The sequence below is a fragment of the Sphingobacterium spiritivorum genome (assembly GCF_016725325.1).
In the GTDB taxonomy this organism is placed as follows: domain Bacteria; phylum Bacteroidota; class Bacteroidia; order Sphingobacteriales; family Sphingobacteriaceae; genus Sphingobacterium.
Genome location: NZ_CP068083.1, coordinates 2,584,022 through 2,600,034 on the forward strand (window position 1 = coordinate 2,584,022; position 16,013 = coordinate 2,600,034).

Consider the following 16,013-nt stretch of genomic DNA (forward strand, 5'->3'; position numbering starts at 1 on the left):
GGTCTATAATTCGGATAACAAGGCCAACAATCCTTTTTTAGTTCACCATTACAAATACTGCTCAAGATCCCCTTTGCCTTCACGGACAATCTCAAAATCTCCGTTGGTAAGATCTACCACAGTGGAAGCTACATTATCTCCATAACCACCGTCTATTACGATATCTACCAGATTTTCGTATTTTTCGTGGATAAGTTCCGGATCAGTGGAATATTCCAGAATATCATCTTCATCACGAATCGAGGTCGTTACAATAGGATTTCCCAGTACTCTGACGATCTCTCTCACAATATGATTGTCAGGAACACGTATACCGACAGTTTTCTTTTTGGAAGAAAGAAGTTTGGGTACCTGACCGCTTGCGTTGAAGATAAAAGTAAACGGACCCGGAAGTGCTTTTTTCAGCACGCGGAATACACTGGTGTCAAAGGGTTTGGTATATTGCGAAATGTCTGTCAGATCGTAACAGATAAAAGATAAGTTTGCTTTATCTACTTTCAATCCTCTTATCTCACATACGCGTTCTATAGCCTTATGATTGGTGATATCGCAACCAATACCATATACGGTATCTGTAGGGTAGATAATTACACCGCCACGTTTTAATACATCAACGACTTGTTGTATTGCCTTTTCATTAGGATTGTTTTCGTAAATTCGGATAAGCATATTGAAGCCTGAAATTTAAAAGATATTAAACGGTTCACGTTGCATTCCGCGTGAACAACGGATTCTTATAATATAAAAACCGTCAAAAGGCTTTAATGTTTTTGACGGTTTCTGATATGTTGTTATTCCGGATTAAAATTCCGCATTTTTTGGTGTTCTTGGGAATGGGATAACATCACGGATATTGGTCATTCCTGTTACGAATAGTACCAGTCGCTCAAATCCGACTCCGAAACCTGAGTGAGGAACCGATCCGAAACGACGTGTATCCAGGAACCATTCCATTTCTTCAGCCGGTATTCCTACCTCAGCCATACGAGCCAGTAATTTGTCCAGATTTTCTTCCCTTTGGGATCCACCTACCATTTCACCTATTCCCGGAAACAGAATATCCATCGCACGAACAGTGTTTCTGCCTAATATATCCGGCTCGTTCTGTTTCATATAGAATGATTTGATCTCTCTTGGATAATCTGTAAGGATCACCGGTTTCTTAAAATGTTTTTCTACAAGATAACGTTCGTGTTCAGATTGAAGATCTGCACCCCATTCGTCAATCAGGTATTTAAACTGTTTCTTCTGATTTGGCTTGCTGCGTTTTAAAATCTCGATCGCATCTGTATATTTGACACGCTCAAATTCATTTTCAAGACAGAATTTTAATTTCTCAATAAGATCCATCTCTGAACGGTCTGCAGCAGGTTTGTTTTTCTCTTCCTCCAGCAGACGGTTTTTCAGAAATTCGATCTCTTCCGGACACGTTTCCAACGCATACTGTATCACATATTTTAATAAGGCCTCAGCCAAATCCATATTGTCTTCCAGTTCATAGAAAGCCATCTCTGGTTCGATCATCCAGAATTCTGCCAGGTGACGGGTTGTATTGGAGTTTTCGGCACGGAATGTAGGTCCGAAAGTATAAATATTACCAAATGCTAAAGCTGCCAGTTCACCTTCCAGTTGTCCGGATACCGTAAGGTTAGTGGATTTTCCGAAGAAGTCTTCTTTAAAATCTATTTCACCGTTTTCGGTACGAGGAGGATTATTCAGGTCTAAAGTAGTGACACGGAACATTTCTCCAGCACCTTCAGCGTCTGAACCGGTAATAATAGGAGTGTGCATATAGACAAAGTCTCTTTCATTGAAGAAACGGTGTACCGCAAATGACAATGCATTACGTACTTTGAAAATAGCATTGAATGTTCCGGTGCGGAAGCGCAAATGTGCGATTTCACGAAGAAATTCTAAACTGTGTTTTTTGGGTTGTAAAGGGAATTTCTCGGGATCTGAATCTCCGATCACATCAAGTTCCGTTACTTTGACTTCGACCTTCTGGCCTTTTCCCAGAGATTCGATCAGAGTTCCTTTTACACGTACAGCAGCACCTGTAGTGATTCTTTTTAATAACGCATCATCCGTATTTTCAAAATCAACTACTGCCTGGATATTATTGATTGAAGAACCATCATTGATCGCTATAAATTGATTGTTACGGAAGGTTCTTACCCATCCCTTTACAATGACCTCTTGCCCAAACTCAGTGGCATTCAATAATTCTTTAATACGTGTGTGTTCCATTTTGTTGTTAGATATTAATTGGAGCTATTTTTCAAAATAAACTCTTGCTGTTTTTTAATTCTGCAGCTCACAAAAATAGCTTATAATTTGTTAAAATCCTTGATTTATTTATAAATACGGGAAGTGTTGTTATCAAAAAAGCCTCTGATTTAAGTCAGAGGCTTTTGATATAGTGGTAAAAAAGGAATTAACCTTTTAATACTTTAGTTACTAAATCTGCAGCTTCTTTTAATAATATAGCCGAGTATACTTTAAGTCCTGATTCATCGATCAGTTTCTTAGCTTCTTCCGCATTTGTTCCCTGAAGACGCACGATGATAGGAACCGGAATATTTCCAATTTCCTGATAAGCATCGATTACACCCTGAGCAACACGGTCACAACGAACGATACCACCGAAGATATTGATCAGGATCGCTTTTACATTAGGGTCTTTCAGAATGATATTAAATCCGGCTTTAACTGTCTCAGCATTAGCAGTACCACCTACGTCAAGGAAGTTAGCAGGCTCGCCACCGGCAATTTTGATGATATCCATTGTTGCCATAGCAAGACCGGCACCATTTACCATACAACCTACGTTACCGTCAAGTTTTACATAGTTCAGGTTAGATTCACCAGCTTCTACTTCAGTAGGATCTTCTTCTGTAACATCACGCATTGCTGCATAATCAGGATGACGGTATAATGCATTCTCATCCAGATTTACTTTAGCATCTACAGCCAAAATTTTATCGTCAGAAGTTTTTAATACCGGATTGATTTCAAACATTGAAGAATCTGTAGCATCGTAAGCTTTGTAAAGTGCAGCTACGAATTTTACCATTTCTTTATGTGCAGGACCTGATAATCCTAAGTTGAATGCAATTTTACGTGCCTGAAAGCCCTGAAGACCAACTTTAGGGTCAATCTCTTCTTTGAAAATCAAGTGAGGAGTTTTTTCAGCTACTTCTTCGATATCCATACCACCTTCAGTAGAATACATTACGATATTGCGGCCTGTTGCACGATCCAGCAATACGGACATATAGAATTCTTTGGTTTCGCTTGCTCCCGGATAGTAAACATCCTGTGCAACTAATACCTTGTTTACTTTTTTACCTTCAGGACCTGTCTGAGGAGTTACCAGTTGCATACCGATGATATCAGTAGCTCTTTGTTTTACTTCATCCAGATTTTTAGCCAATTTCACACCGCCACCTTTACCGCGACCACCTGCGTGAATCTGAGCTTTTACAACAACCCAGTCCGAGTTGTAGTCTTCTTTCATCTTTTTAGCGGCTTCCACAGCTTGCTCAGGAGTGTCAGCTACAATTCCTTCTTGTACAGTAACACCAAAACTTTTTAGTATTTGCTTTCCTTGATATTCGTGAATGTTCATTTTGACAATTTTAAGGTGTAAAAATATGGTTTTTAACTTTAAAGGTCAAGTGTCTGTCGTCTTTTTAATGTTTATTTGATAAAAATGACGAAGGCAGACTTTAGACCGGGCGTTCTATTCGCTAATCAACCCTATTTTTATTCCTGCCAGGACGGACAAAAATTAGTAACTTCGCTGTATGATGTTACAAGCAAAAGGAATCTATAAATCCTACGGCGACCTGTCTATTCTGAAGGGGGTAGATCTGGAAGTCGACAAAGGTGAGATTGTGACTATAGTGGGCGCTTCCGGAGCCGGAAAGAGCACATTATTGCATATTATCGGTACATTAGATCGGCCTGAATCCGGAGAAGTCTGGATAGATGGCGTGAAGGTCAGCGGGTTGAATGAGAAGAAACTCAGTGCTTTTCGCAATAAGCACATTGGGTTTGTCTTTCAGTTTCACCATCTGCTTCCTGAGTTTACGGCATTGGAAAATGTTTGTATCCCGGCATTTATAAATGGAGTATCTAAAAAAGATGCCGAAACAAATGCTATGCAACTGCTGGAGATGTTGGGTGTGGCTCATCGCGCAGGCCATAAACCGTCAGCTATGTCAGGCGGAGAACAACAACGTGTATCTGTAGCCAGAGCATTGATTAATAAACCTTCAATCGTACTTGCAGATGAACCATCCGGTAATCTTGATTCCGAAAATGCAGCAGCCTTACATCAGTTGTTTTTTGATTTAAGGGATAAAATCCAACAAACATTCGTCATTGTAACCCATAATGATGAACTGGCCAATATTTCAGACCGTACCATTCATATGCGTGACGGAAACATTGTTTAAAAAATGAGTGAGAAATTATTAATAACATATGGTACCAGAGGACTGGCGCAACGAATTGCCCGTCTGATAGAAAGTAAAATAAGTGTACAACTGGCTTCTTCTGAAGAGGTACCCGGGATTTTGGTGTCTTCAGGCAAGGTGCTTCAGATTCCGGCAGGAGGACAGTCAACGTATGCGCATGAAGTACTTAAGGTTAGCTTAGATCAGGATATAAGCTATATACTTCCTTTGGGGAAAGAGGAGATAAATGTATTGGCAGAGGCGCAGATATTGTTTGAAGAGTATGGTATCCGGTTGTTGTTGCCGGCAAAGGAGTTGTTATCTGATATTTTTGTGCTGGAAGATCCCGACAAAGATATGGCTATAAATATACTCCTGAATGGAAAAGATCTGCTGACAGAGGAGCAAATCAGGACTAGCAATCTCTCCGGAGCTTTTGTTTTGGCTGATTCAGAAGATGAGCAGGCATTGTGTTTAGTATCAGCTAAAGGCTAAGAGATGAAAAGTTACAAGGAATATCCGGCAGACAAGAAAGTATTTTTGTTTGAACTGGATGATATACTCTATCCGAAAAAAGATTACATATTGCAGGTATATTATCTTTTTTCAAATTTTATTGAATTCACAGAAACAACACCGAACTCCAAAAGTTTATTGGCTTTTATGCAAAAGCAATATGAAGAACATGGAGAAGTGGGAATGTTTGACAGTGTAAAGGAAAAATTCGGTTTGGATGAACAATACAGAGAAAAATTTGGTCGTATACATGTGCAGGCTCATTTACCCCTTAAACTTTTGTTATTCCCGGAGACGATACAATTGTTACAAGATCTTCAGAATGCAGGTAAACATGTGGCCGTTTTAACAAAAGGTAATCCACTCGAACAACTGAATAAACTTAAGCATATAGATTGGCAGGGATTCGATAAAGGAATGAAAGTGTATTTTATTGATGAGTTGAATTTCAGAAATATTGACCCGATTAGTTATATTGCAGATGAATTTAAGATTCAGCCTGAAGAAATAGCTATAGTAGAATAGACAAGTTTTACGGATTATATTTCCGGAAGATGCTAATTGTTGACGATTATGAAAAAAATATTTCCGGTATTATGGGTGCTTATACTTTTTACCTCTTTATATAGTTGTAAAAAGTCAGATAACCCTGATAATAAAAGCGATACAGAAGAAGATATGATCAAAGATTCTGTCTTTTACTACACTAAAGTTCTTTCTCTATGGGAGGGGAGCATGCCTCCGCGTAATGTCAATACGTTAGATGATAAGGGAGTCGTACGTTCTTATACAAAAAACTACGCTACAGGAGAAGAGGTATTGAATTATATGATGGGACTCACACCTTTAGTTAATGGCCGGCCGGTAGATAAGTATAGCTTTATCGATAGACAGGGGACTATAAGTGGCGAGATCGAAGAAGGAGTCAGTACAAGCTATGGTATGTATGTGTTTTATCTGCAGACAAGTGCCTCAGGCGATAATGCAGATTTATATGTACGGATGGTAGATAAGAACTCTCCGGCTTATCAGGCAGGTATACGTCGCGGAGATCGTATTCTAAGTATCAACGGACAGACAAATATTGATTATAATACTCAAAAATCCCAAAATTTTAAACTGATAAATGATGCGATCAATTCCAGGAATATGACCATCAAATTTGTATCTCCGACTTCAGTCACTACAGAAAAACAAATGGTGAGCTCTTTGTATAATTTTGATCCTGTTCTGGCAAGTAAAGTTATTGATCAGAATGGTAAAAAGATCGGCTATCTTGCTTTCAGCTCATTTGTTGCTATTTATAATAACAGGATTCCAACAGCAATGTTAAGTTCCTTCGAAAATATTTTCAGTCAGTTTGAAGGACAGAATATATCTGAACTTATCGTCGATCTGAGATACAACGGAGGGGGCTCTGTCCAGACAGCGGAGTATTTGGCCAATCGTATCGTACCAGCCTCTGCGAATGGCAGGCGTATGTATTCCTACAAACTGAATCGCAATCTGGAAGCCTGGGGATGGGGGAAAGATGGAGGAGAGTTTGGTCCGGTCAGTTATGCTAAAAAGGGAACACTTAATCTCAATAAAGTATACTTTTTAGTGACCAAATCTACCGCTTCGGCGAGTGAGCTCCTGATAAACTCTCTAAAACCATATTTTAAAGATAATCAGAAAATGATCGGTACATATGGTGAAGACAGCGGAGGCAATCCTGTAGTTGAAAATACATTCGGTAAACCTGTAGGATTCTTTAGGTATACCATAGGAACCACTGACGTAGATTTGTATGCAACCTCATTTCAGACTGTAAATGCAGACAATTATGGTGATTATTTTGCCGGATTAACGCCGGACAGAAGTACATATGAAGATTATTTCAAAGATTTTGGTGATCCGCAGGAAAGGATGATTGCCGAAGCACTGCATTACAGTCTGAATGGAAGCTGGTTGTCCAGTACTTCTAAGACAGCACTGGCTTCTGTCAATAAGTTGCGAAATGAAAAATATATAAACCGACAGAGTATAGATGTCCGCGCACATGCAAATGGTATGTACAAGTTTCAGACGGGACGGTTAAAATAAATGTAAATGTTTAAAAGATTCCTTACTTTGCAAGTAGGATTGATATAGAAAGCTATGAAAAAAGAAAAACCGGCCACAATAAAAGAAATAGCCAGAAAGCTGAAGATATCTCCTTCTACAGTTTCCAGAGCGCTGAATGATCATCCGAGTATTGGGTTGGTAACCACGATGCGGGTGAAAAAAATGGCTGAGGAAATGAATTATGAGCCGAATCAGACTGCTATTTTCTTTAAACAACGAAAGACATTTACAATAGGTGTAGTATTACCCAGTCTTTCCGAACCCTTTTTCTCTGCTGCCATCAGTGAAATCGAAAACTTTGCTAATGAGCGTAAGTATACGGTGATCATGGGGCAGTCGATGGATGATGCAGAAAGAGAATTACGGATCTTGCAAACCCTCAAAAAACATCGTGTTGACGGCGTATTGATGTCCATAGGAAAGAATACCAATTCTTTTGATTTTATCAGGAGTATGGAAGAATCGGAGATTCCGGTCGTATTTTTTGACTGTGTTCCTAATCTGAATGATATTGACCGTATAGAATGCGATCTGGCTACAGGAGTATATGAAGCTATCGATGCTTTTGTATCCCGCGGACATCAGAAGATTGCCCTGATCAACGGGCCTGATACTCTGTTAGCTTCCGAAGAACGTAAACTCGCCTATATAAAGGGGTTGAGAAAGAATGATATTGCATTTGACGACCGTTATCTCGTCAATACGGATCTTACTGAAGAAGGAAATGAAGAAGCGATGAACAAGCTCCTTACTCTATCGGACAGGCCTTCGGCTATATTATCTTTCAATGACTTTGTCACGCTGGATGTTATGAAATTTGCGAGACAGAGAGGCGTATCGCTGAACAGTGATATCCATTTTATCAGTTTTGCCAACTATCCGTTGTGGAAATATATGGAAAATCCTCCAATGGGAAGTATTGAGCAGTTTCCCGATCAGCAGGCTAAGAAAGCAGCAGAGATTCTGTTTGACCGCCTGGAAAATAAGGAGGACTATAAGCCTCAGCAATTTATATTTAAGTCCCGCTTAATATTGCAATAGACAATATAGGGCTCGCTAAATAATGCTATTATTTCGCTTCCTGCCCAGAAGTATAAAAAACTAAAAAGGCATTCAATTTCTTGAATGCCTTTTTTATGGGGTAGGTTATTGCCTACAAGTGGATCACTTCACCATATGCATCAGCACAGGCTTCCATGATCGCTTCACTCATGGTCGGGTGAGGATGTACAGACTTGATCATTTCATGACCTGTCGTCTCTAATTTACGGGCTACAACGATCTCTGCGATCATTTCAGTAACATTAGCTCCGATCATATGTGCACCTAATAATTCTCCGTATTTCGCATCGAAAATTACTTTTACAAAACCGTCTTTAGCTCCGGCAGCAGAAGCTTTTCCGGATGCTGAGAATGGGAATTTACCAACTTTTAGTTCGTATCCCGCCTCTTTAGCTGCTTTTTCAGTGTAACCAACAGATGCAATTTCAGGTGAACAATATGTACAACCCGGGATATTATTATAGTCGATGGCTTCTACATGAAGACCTTTTATTTTTTCTACACAAGTGATTGCCTCAGCAGAAGCAACGTGAGCCAGGGCCTGACCTTTCACGATGTCACCAATAGCATATACACCTTCTACATTTGTTTTGTAGAAATCGTCTACCAGTACACGACCTTTATCTGTTTTCACACCTGTCTCTTCTAGGCCGATATTCTCGATATTAGGGGTGATACCTACAGCAGAAAGTACAATCTCTGCTTCCAGAGTTTCTACTCCTTTAGCTGTCTTGATACTTACTTTGCTTAATTCTCCTTTGGTGTCTACAGACTGAACTTCAGATTTTGTTAAGATATTGATACCTGCTTTTTTGAGGCTTTTTTCCAGTTGTTTGGATACTTCTTCATCCTCTACAGGAACGATACGATCCATGAATTCTACGATAGTGACCTGAGTACCCATCGCATTGTAGAAATAAGCAAATTCAACACCGATTGCTCCTGAACCCACTACAACCATTGATTTTGGTTTATTTGGTAAGGTCAATGCCTGACGGTAACCAATAATTTTTTTGCCATCCTGTGGTAAATTAGGTAATTCGCGTGAACGTGCTCCGGTCGCCAGAATTGTATGTTTGGCTGTATATTCTTTTGTCGCTCCGTCAGCTCCTTTCACTTCTACTTTACCACCTTTTTTGATTTTGGCAGTACCATTGATGACATCAATCTTGTTCTTTTTCATAAGAAACTGGATTCCTTTGCTCATACCATCAGCAACTCCGCGGCTTCTTTTGACAATCGCATCAAAATCTGCTTCTCCGCCCTGAACTTTGATTCCGTAGTCTTCAGCGTGATTCAGATATTCAAAAACCTGTGCGCTTTTGATTAATGCTTTTGTAGGAATACAGCCCCAGTTGAGACAGATTCCGCCTAATGATTCGCGCTCAACGATCGCAGTCTTAAAGCCCAATTGAGCAGCTCTGATGGCAGCAACATACCCCCCAGGACCACTTCCAATTACAATGATGTCGTAATTCATATGATATAATTTGTCTTTTTTAGTTATCCGTAATTTCCGTTCTTCTTTATAAATACTGATTTATTCCAATCCCGGATACTGCAGATAATAATTTCTGTAGTTGATTTAGTGATGTGCGTTCATGACTAAAAATGAACACACAATCTCCTCCAAATGTACGTATTATTTTTTAATCTGCCATGTAATGGAAATGCAATTGTTTGCATACAAATGCATTAAATCCATTCGTAAAGGTGTCATTTGTCAGTTATTAGTCAAAGAGAAACATAGTCAGATCTTTGTGATCAAATTAGTATTACTTTTGAAGTTTGAAGATATTATTATGCTAAGACTTTTTAGACAAATCGCTTTATGGGAAGCGATCTCCACCATTCTCCTTTTCTGTTTTGCGATGCCTCTGAAGTATTTCGCAGATATCCCAGAAGCTGTACGTATCGCCGGATCTATTCACGGTTTTTTGGTCGTCATATTTGTAATTATGCTCGTCGCCTGTACAGTAGAGTACAAATGGCCCTTAATTAAAGCTTTGAAGTATTTTGTGGTCTCGATGATCCCGGTTGCTTCTTTCTGGGTAGAATTGGATCTGAAAAAAGAAATTACAAAAAATGCTAAAGGAGTTGCTTAATCAGCTTCTCCTTTGTTAATCCGTTCAATACCCATATAGGCATATGTAATTTCTGTTCTGCCGTGCGGAGTAGGAGTGCCTTCCTCATTCAGGTTTACAAATACCAGTTTTTCAATTGAAAGTATGGTCTTTCTGGTGATTTTATTCCTTACTTCGCATTTCATGGTCAATGATGTCGTGCCAAAGGCTATTGCTTCTATGCCGAGTTCTATGATATCTCCCTGTCTGGCTGAACTTACAAAGTTGATTTCTGAAATATACTTGGTAACTACAAAAGGATTGCCCAGTTGTACTATTGCATATATTACTGCTTCTTCATCGATCCATCTCAGTAATGTCCCTCCGAATAATGTTCCATTCGGATTGAGATCCTCAGGCTTGATCCATTTTCTGGTGTAAAAATTCATGATTTACGTATTTAGAGTTGAGGTGTGTATAGGGATAGTCGGGTTTAGCTCTTCGTACGGAGTTGTATAGTGGAGATATTGATTTCTGTACGCTGTATTTATTCCGGATGGTAGATTCCCCGATCTGTTTGATAAAAAAAGAAGGGCAAATAAATCGCCCTTCTTTGTTATATTGTTTAAGCGTGTATTGCCCTGTTAGCAGTTGCTGCCAGAGCTGCCTCTTTAAGTGCTTCTGTGAATGTCGGGTGAGCATGGCATATACGACCGATATCTTCTGCTGAAGCACGGTATTCCATCGCTACTACCGCTTCTGCAATCATATCTGCAGCACGAGGTCCGATCATATGTACGCCTAATACTTCGTCAGTCTCTGCGTCTGCCAGTACTTTGATAAATCCATCGGTGTCTCCGGATGCCTTAGCACGTCCTGAAGCTTTGAATGAAAATGAACCTGATTTATATTTTTTACCGGCTTCTTTAAGCTGCTCTTCTGTCTGACCAACAGAAGCTACTTCCGGCCACGTATAGACTACACCCGGGATCAGGTTATAATCAATATGCGGTTTTTGTCCTGCTATTCTTTCTGCTACAGCTATACCTTCATCTTCTGCTTTGTGAGCAAGCATAGCACCTTTGATCACATCTCCGATAGCGTAGATGCCCGGAACAGTTGTTTCCAGGTGATCGTTTACCGGGATTTTGTTGCCTCTTTCTTCTGGCTGTATACCAATGTTTTCCAGACCAAGACCAGCTGTATATGCTACGCGACCGACAGAAACGATACAATAATCACCTTCTAATGAGATTTCCTGACCTTTAGGATCTTCAGCAGTAACGGTTACCTTTTTACCTTTTACAGATGCACCGGTTACTTTGTGACCCAAAAGGAATTCCATTCCTAAAGACTTTTTCAATACACGTTGCAATTCTTTACCTAATCCGCCATCCATTGTGCTGATGATAGATTTAGCAAATTCTACAACTGTAACTTTTGCACCAAGACGTGCATATACAGATCCTAACTCAAGCCCGATTACACCACCACCGATGACGATCAGATTTTTAGGGATTTCTGTTAAAGATAAAGCCTCTGTAGAAGTAATGATGCGTTTCTTGTCTACCGGAAGGAACGGTAAAGCCGTTGGCTTAGAACCTGTCGCGATAATGACATTTTTAGTCGTAAGTTGTTCAGTTTTGCCATCTTCTTTAGTAACTAAAATGGTGTTTTTATCTACGAAAGAACCAACTCCCTGAAAACTGTCTATTTTATTTTTCTTAAATAAATAAGTGATACCTGCTGTGTTTTGAGCAATGACATCGTCTTTACGAGCCATCATTTTTTTAATATCAACCTTTAGATTACTTAGGCTAATCCCATGACCTTCGAAGCTGTGAGCAGCATTGTGATAATGCTCTGAAGAGTCTAATAATGCTTTGGAAGGAATACATCCTACATTAAGACAAGTACCTCCAAATGTACTATACTTTTCGATTACGGCAGTTTTTAAACCTAATTGCGCGCAACGGATGGCAGCCACATATCCACCTGGCCCGCTTCCGATTACTATTACGTCGTATTGCATAAAGTTTGATTTTTATTTTGCTGCCAAAGTTAATGATTATTAATACTATTCGTAAGGAACAGCGTAAAATAAAACGGTTTTTACACAAAAAAGACACCCCGGAAGGTGTCTTTTCTTATGTTGTTTTTACAGTCCGGTTATTCTGCAACGATTTTACCTTGCATAATACCGAAGTGACCCGGAAAACTACAGATAAAAGAGTAAACACCTTTCTCTAATGTAAAGGTAATTTTATCTGTTTCACCCGGTCCCAATAATTTTGTGTGTGCAATAATAGATGAAGCAGAAGATTTGGGAATATATTCGCTCGCTGCTGCTCCGGCTGCTTCACCACCAAAAGTAGCGATATCAGTACCTGGCTTAAGGATTACGACGTTGTGTCCCATTGATTCTTTCGGCTGTTGACCTGCATTTTTAAAAGTCAATTCCACAGGCTCACCAGCTTTCACGCGAAACAGATCTTTGTCATATTTCATCTGATCATTTCCTTCTAAAGAAAGGGTATTCGAAATCGCTACATTTTCGATTCCAGGAACCGTTTCTTCAGTTGTCTGAGTTTCTGTACTTGTTGTTTCTGTATTCCCTTCTGTCGAAGTTTTTTTGCTTTCACCGCCACAAGATGCAAACGCTACAGCAAGAGCTAAAGCAGGAATAATAAATAATTTTTTCATTGTGAACTATGTATTTAAACTTTTATAAAAATATACAATATTTATGGTTTATCTAAATTATCAGTTCTTGAAGTCTAACTTAATTTGCTTTTTCTTCTCGATGACTTCAATAATACGATTATAAAGATCGATTGCATCAAAAGGTTTTCCGATTACACCGTCTGCTCCAACCTCATATGCTTCTGCCTGTTCTGACTCTAAAACAGATGCGGAAATAGTGATTATAGGCGTATTTGCCTTGACAGGGTCTGCGTGATTCTTGATTTCCCTGATCGCTTCAAAGCCACTCATAATAGGCATATGAGTGTCCATCATGATTAAGTCATAATTTTTATTTTCTACATTTTCCAGTGCGGATTTTCCATTTTTGACAATATCCACCTCACAATCCCAGCTTTTCAGAATATGGGAAAGCATAAAACTATTGAGGTCATTGTCCTCTGCAATTAAAACTATCAAACGCTCGAATTTAGGTAATTGGGTATATAGTTGCTCTATTTTTGAGTCTGTCACATCATAACTCTCGGCCTTTTCAAACCAACATTGAAATGAAAATTCACTGCCTTCATTATACACACTGGTGGCGTCTACGGATCCATTGAAAAGATCAGCAAGTCGTTTGACAATAGCCAATCCGAGACCTGTTCCACCAAATTTTTTTGTAATACCATCATCAGCCTGCTCAAAGGCCAGGAATATCTTATTCAGTGATTCTGCACGTATACCTATTCCTGTATCTTTCACACTGAAGCGTATAAAATAACTGTTATCTTTTACTTCCAGAATCTTAATACTTAATGTTACCTTTCCCTTTTCGGTAAATTTCAAACCATTAGAGATAAAGTTGCTCAGTATCTGTTGCAGACGCAATGAGTCCGTCTTGACATAAGTAGGTAGGTCGCTGTCAATATTCATCTCAAATTCAAGATTCTTATTGGCAGCCTTTATTTTGAATATTTTATTGAGATCATCGAATAAATCCTGAAACACAAGGTTTTCGAATTCCAGTTTCATCATTCCGGAGTCTATCTTCGAAATATCAAGAATATCATTGATAATTAATAATAAGGAATGTGAAGCACTATCGAGCCGGTTTACCCAATCCTTTTGTTCACTGGATAGCGTAGAACTGCGGAGCATCTGCGTGATTCCCATAATTCCGTTGATCGGAGTACGGATCTCGTGACTCATATTGGCAAGGAAGATCTCTTTTGATTTTCTGGCTTGTTCAGCTTCTTCTTTAGACCGGATCAGTTCCTGTTTGGATTGTTCCAGCTCCGCATTTTTTTCTTTGATCTGAAGCTGGGTCAATACCTGTTGCATAAAAGATTTAACTTTGGCTATCGTAATTTCCGGACTTAAAGGCTTGTAAAGATAGTCTACTGCCCCGCTGTTAAGACCCTGAATCAGATATTTATCTTCTTTTGATATAGCAGTCACCATTATTGCAATGATTTCCCGTGTTTTGGGATTACTTTTGAGAATGGAGACAAATTCAAAACCATTAATTTCAGGCATTTGAACATCAATGAGCGCAATTGCGATATCCTCTTTCCAACATAGTCTCAACGCTTCATTAGGATCCGAACTGCTTAGGATATTTAATCCCTCAATATCTTCCAGGAGAGCTTTTAAACTAATGATGTTCTCAATTTTGTCATCTAAAATTAACAGATTTAGCTTTTTCATGTTACTAATTCTTGATATTTTGTTTGTGTAGATCTAATATGAAATCAATAATTCCTTTATTATCCATAATATGATGATAAGCCCCTAGCTTTATTGCAGATTCAGGCATAGTTGATATTTCAGCTATAGCAGGGTTCTGTACAATACATGTACCATTCATTTTTTTGATATAGGCTAATCCGTCTGCACCATCCTGATTGGCTCCGGAGAATAAAAAACCAAAGGTGGCAGACTGGTAGACATCTGCAGCAGATTCCATAGTGACATCAATAGAAGGTCTGCAAAATTGTACAGGTTCAGATGAATCGAGAGAGAATGTATAATCCGGTTCTACCAGTAAATGATAACCGGGAGGAGCAAAGTAAGCTACTCCGGCCTGAATATGTTCTTTATCTTCAGCAATCTTGACCTCGATTTTGCATTTTTTGGATAAGCTGCTTTCTATATTGGTTTCATATTTTGCATTGCGGTGAAGAATAACGATAACCGGAACAGACATGTCTGCAGGCAGGCATTTCAGGGTTTCCACTAAAATACTGTAACTCCCGGCGGATCCAGCTAATATGATGATCTTTTGCTGATTCATATCTCTCTCGTACTATGCAATTTTTTGGTAAATATTATACTTTTTGTTGATCAGTTTAAATTTGGATGCTATCTCCTGATGATGTAAGGTTTCCTTTGAACCCAGACAAAGAAATCCGAAGAGACACAAAGATTCATAGAAGAGTCTGATCACGCTTTGTTGTAATTCCAGATCAAAATAAATCAATACATTCCGGCAGGTAATAAGTTGAAATTCATTGAATACTCCATCTGAAACCAGATTGTGTGAAGAGAATAAAATGTTTTTCTTGAGATCATTATTGATCGATGCGGCATCATACATTGCTGTGTAATAATCAGACAGCGAGTGGACCGTCCCGGATTTCAGAAAGTTGTCTGAATAGTCTTTAATCTTTTGAAGAGAATAGATACCTTTTTTTGCCTGTTCAAGTACAATATTATTAATGTCTGTGCCATAGATAAAAGACCTTTCGTATAGTCCCGCTTCTTTCAAAAGAATCGCTAATGAGTATACTTCCTCTCCTGAGGAACAACCTGCACTCCAGCTTTTGATTCTTGGGAAAGAGGCCAGATAAGGAAACACATCCTCTCTCATAGCCTTGTAAAAAAAAGGATCCCTGAACATTTCAGTCACATTTACGGTCAGTTCAATTATAAAATGATTGAAATAGCCCGGAGTATTGACCAGTGCTGTTTTTAAAGCCACCAAATCCATTCTGTCTATTTCCATAAGACGTGTTACTCTCCGTTTCAAAGACGCTCTGGAATAACCGGAAAGATCCATGCCATTTACATTCTTTACTAATTCTATTAATTCTTCTAATTCTGAAAATGAAATCATCTTTCA

Annotated in this window: 16 protein-coding genes; 6 read left to right on the forward strand and 10 right to left on the reverse strand. The window is 39.0% G+C overall.

Annotated features, from left to right (window positions below; translation table 11 throughout):
* Nucleotides 1-48: 48 nt before the first annotated feature.
* From I6J02_RS10650 to sucC, 3 genes are all read right to left on the reverse strand, one after another.
* Nucleotides 49-669: an L-threonylcarbamoyladenylate synthase gene (locus I6J02_RS10650; RefSeq protein ID WP_201677994.1), complete on the reverse strand. Its 621-nt coding sequence runs from the start codon at nucleotides 667-669 to the stop codon at nucleotides 49-51.
* A 132-nt stretch (nucleotides 670-801) separates the two neighbouring features.
* Nucleotides 802-2,247, reverse strand: a complete 1,446-nt coding sequence (gene asnS / locus I6J02_RS10655) for an asparagine--tRNA ligase (RefSeq protein ID WP_201677995.1) — start codon at nucleotides 2,245-2,247, stop codon at nucleotides 802-804.
* Between the two features lie 187 nt (nucleotides 2,248-2,434).
* Nucleotides 2,435-3,628, reverse strand: coding sequence for an ADP-forming succinate--CoA ligase subunit beta (sucC, locus tag I6J02_RS10660; RefSeq protein WP_201677996.1), 1,194 nt, complete (start codon nucleotides 3,626-3,628; stop codon nucleotides 2,435-2,437).
* A gap of 181 nt (nucleotides 3,629-3,809) precedes the next feature.
* Between sucC and I6J02_RS10665 the strand changes: the two genes are divergently transcribed.
* Genes I6J02_RS10665 through I6J02_RS10685 form a run of 5 tightly spaced genes read left to right on the forward strand, consistent with a single transcriptional unit; the run spans nucleotide 3,810 to nucleotide 8,123 of the window.
* Nucleotides 3,810-4,460 carry an ABC transporter ATP-binding protein gene (locus I6J02_RS10665; RefSeq protein WP_201681706.1) on the forward strand — a complete coding sequence of 217 codons (651 nt, stop codon included), beginning with the start codon at nucleotides 3,810-3,812 and terminating at the stop codon, nucleotides 4,458-4,460.
* Between the two features lie 3 nt (nucleotides 4,461-4,463).
* Nucleotides 4,464-4,955, forward strand: a complete 492-nt coding sequence (locus I6J02_RS10670) for a hypothetical protein (RefSeq protein WP_201677997.1) — start codon at nucleotides 4,464-4,466, stop codon at nucleotides 4,953-4,955.
* 3 nt (nucleotides 4,956-4,958) lie between these two features.
* Nucleotides 4,959-5,501: an HAD family hydrolase gene (locus I6J02_RS10675; RefSeq protein ID WP_201677998.1), complete on the forward strand. Its 543-nt coding sequence runs from the start codon at nucleotides 4,959-4,961 to the stop codon at nucleotides 5,499-5,501.
* A gap of 48 nt (nucleotides 5,502-5,549) precedes the next feature.
* Complete coding sequence (locus tag I6J02_RS10680) at nucleotides 5,550-7,061, forward strand: S41 family peptidase (RefSeq protein WP_201677999.1); 1,512 nt, start codon at nucleotides 5,550-5,552, stop codon at nucleotides 7,059-7,061.
* Between the two features lie 54 nt (nucleotides 7,062-7,115).
* Nucleotides 7,116-8,123, forward strand: a complete 1,008-nt coding sequence (locus I6J02_RS10685) for a LacI family DNA-binding transcriptional regulator (protein ID WP_201678000.1) — start codon at nucleotides 7,116-7,118, stop codon at nucleotides 8,121-8,123.
* A 112-nt stretch (nucleotides 8,124-8,235) separates the two neighbouring features.
* Here the strand turns inward: I6J02_RS10685 and lpdA (I6J02_RS10690) are convergent, their stop codons facing one another.
* Complete coding sequence (lpdA, locus tag I6J02_RS10690; RefSeq protein ID WP_003007912.1) at nucleotides 8,236-9,624, reverse strand: dihydrolipoyl dehydrogenase; 1,389 nt, start codon at nucleotides 9,622-9,624, stop codon at nucleotides 8,236-8,238.
* Between the two features lie 184 nt (nucleotides 9,625-9,808).
* On the opposite strand from lpdA (I6J02_RS10690), the gene I6J02_RS10695 reads away from it, so the two are divergent.
* Nucleotides 9,809-10,249: a DUF3817 domain-containing protein gene (locus I6J02_RS10695; RefSeq protein ID WP_201678001.1), complete on the forward strand. Its 441-nt coding sequence runs from the start codon at nucleotides 9,809-9,811 to the stop codon at nucleotides 10,247-10,249.
* On the opposite strand, the gene I6J02_RS10700 is transcribed toward I6J02_RS10695, so the two are convergent.
* The 6 genes from I6J02_RS10700 to I6J02_RS10725 all read right to left on the reverse strand — a co-directional run bounded on the left by I6J02_RS10700 (nucleotide 10,246) and on the right by I6J02_RS10725 (nucleotide 16,007).
* Nucleotides 10,246-10,656 carry an acyl-CoA thioesterase gene (locus I6J02_RS10700; RefSeq protein WP_003007908.1) on the reverse strand — a complete coding sequence of 137 codons (411 nt, stop codon included), beginning with the start codon at nucleotides 10,654-10,656 and terminating at the stop codon, nucleotides 10,246-10,248. The genes I6J02_RS10695 and I6J02_RS10700 overlap by 4 nt on opposite strands.
* 176 nt (nucleotides 10,657-10,832) lie before the next feature.
* Nucleotides 10,833-12,239, reverse strand: a complete 1,407-nt coding sequence (lpdA, locus tag I6J02_RS10705) for a dihydrolipoyl dehydrogenase (RefSeq protein ID WP_201678002.1) — start codon at nucleotides 12,237-12,239, stop codon at nucleotides 10,833-10,835.
* Between the two features lie 137 nt (nucleotides 12,240-12,376).
* A complete protein-coding gene (locus I6J02_RS10710; RefSeq protein ID WP_201678003.1) occupies nucleotides 12,377-12,910 on the reverse strand; it encodes a plastocyanin/azurin family copper-binding protein in 534 nt (177 codons plus the stop codon).
* A 60-nt stretch (nucleotides 12,911-12,970) separates the two neighbouring features.
* The gene (locus I6J02_RS10715; protein ID WP_201678004.1) at nucleotides 12,971-14,599 is read right to left on the reverse strand and encodes a response regulator; all 1,629 of its coding nucleotides are present in this window, start codon (nucleotides 14,597-14,599) and stop codon (nucleotides 12,971-12,973) included.
* A 4-nt stretch (nucleotides 14,600-14,603) separates the two neighbouring features.
* Complete coding sequence (locus I6J02_RS10720; protein WP_201678005.1) at nucleotides 14,604-15,185, reverse strand: chemotaxis protein CheB; 582 nt, start codon at nucleotides 15,183-15,185, stop codon at nucleotides 14,604-14,606.
* 12 nt (nucleotides 15,186-15,197) lie between these two features.
* Nucleotides 15,198-16,007, reverse strand: coding sequence for a CheR family methyltransferase (locus I6J02_RS10725; protein ID WP_201678006.1), 810 nt, complete (start codon nucleotides 16,005-16,007; stop codon nucleotides 15,198-15,200).
* Nucleotides 16,008-16,013: the final 6 nt, after the last annotated feature.

What these genes read in the sequence shown, in the direction of transcription:
- I6J02_RS10650 (WP_201677994.1), bottom strand. Translation starts at nt 669, where the DNA reads ATGCTTATCCGAATTTACGAAAACAATCCTAATGAAAAGGCAATACAA.
- asnS (WP_201677995.1), bottom strand. Translation starts at nt 2,247, where the DNA reads ATGGAACACACACGTATTAAAGAATTATTGAATGCCACTGAGTTTGGG.
- sucC (WP_201677996.1), bottom strand. Translation starts at nt 3,628, where the DNA reads ATGAACATTCACGAATATCAAGGAAAGCAAATACTAAAAAGTTTTGGT.
- I6J02_RS10665 (WP_201681706.1), top strand. Translation starts at nt 3,810, where the DNA reads ATGTTACAAGCAAAAGGAATCTATAAATCCTACGGCGACCTGTCTATT.
- I6J02_RS10670 (WP_201677997.1), top strand. Translation starts at nt 4,464, where the DNA reads ATGAGTGAGAAATTATTAATAACATATGGTACCAGAGGACTGGCGCAA.
- I6J02_RS10675 (WP_201677998.1), top strand. Translation starts at nt 4,959, where the DNA reads ATGAAAAGTTACAAGGAATATCCGGCAGACAAGAAAGTATTTTTGTTT.
- I6J02_RS10680 (WP_201677999.1), top strand. Translation starts at nt 5,550, where the DNA reads ATGAAAAAAATATTTCCGGTATTATGGGTGCTTATACTTTTTACCTCT.
- I6J02_RS10685 (WP_201678000.1), top strand. Translation starts at nt 7,116, where the DNA reads ATGAAAAAAGAAAAACCGGCCACAATAAAAGAAATAGCCAGAAAGCTG.
- lpdA (WP_003007912.1), bottom strand. Translation starts at nt 9,624, where the DNA reads ATGAATTACGACATCATTGTAATTGGAAGTGGTCCTGGGGGGTATGTT.
- I6J02_RS10695 (WP_201678001.1), top strand. Translation starts at nt 9,809, where the DNA reads ATGGAAATGCAATTGTTTGCATACAAATGCATTAAATCCATTCGTAAA.
- I6J02_RS10700 (WP_003007908.1), bottom strand. Translation starts at nt 10,656, where the DNA reads ATGAATTTTTACACCAGAAAATGGATCAAGCCTGAGGATCTCAATCCG.
- lpdA (WP_201678002.1), bottom strand. Translation starts at nt 12,239, where the DNA reads ATGCAATACGACGTAATAGTAATCGGAAGCGGGCCAGGTGGATATGTG.
- I6J02_RS10710 (WP_201678003.1), bottom strand. Translation starts at nt 12,910, where the DNA reads ATGAAAAAATTATTTATTATTCCTGCTTTAGCTCTTGCTGTAGCGTTT.
- I6J02_RS10715 (WP_201678004.1), bottom strand. Translation starts at nt 14,599, where the DNA reads ATGAAAAAGCTAAATCTGTTAATTTTAGATGACAAAATTGAGAACATC.
- I6J02_RS10720 (WP_201678005.1), bottom strand. Translation starts at nt 15,185, where the DNA reads ATGAATCAGCAAAAGATCATCATATTAGCTGGATCCGCCGGGAGTTAC.
- I6J02_RS10725 (WP_201678006.1), bottom strand. Translation starts at nt 16,007, where the DNA reads ATGATTTCATTTTCAGAATTAGAAGAATTAATAGAATTAGTAAAGAAT.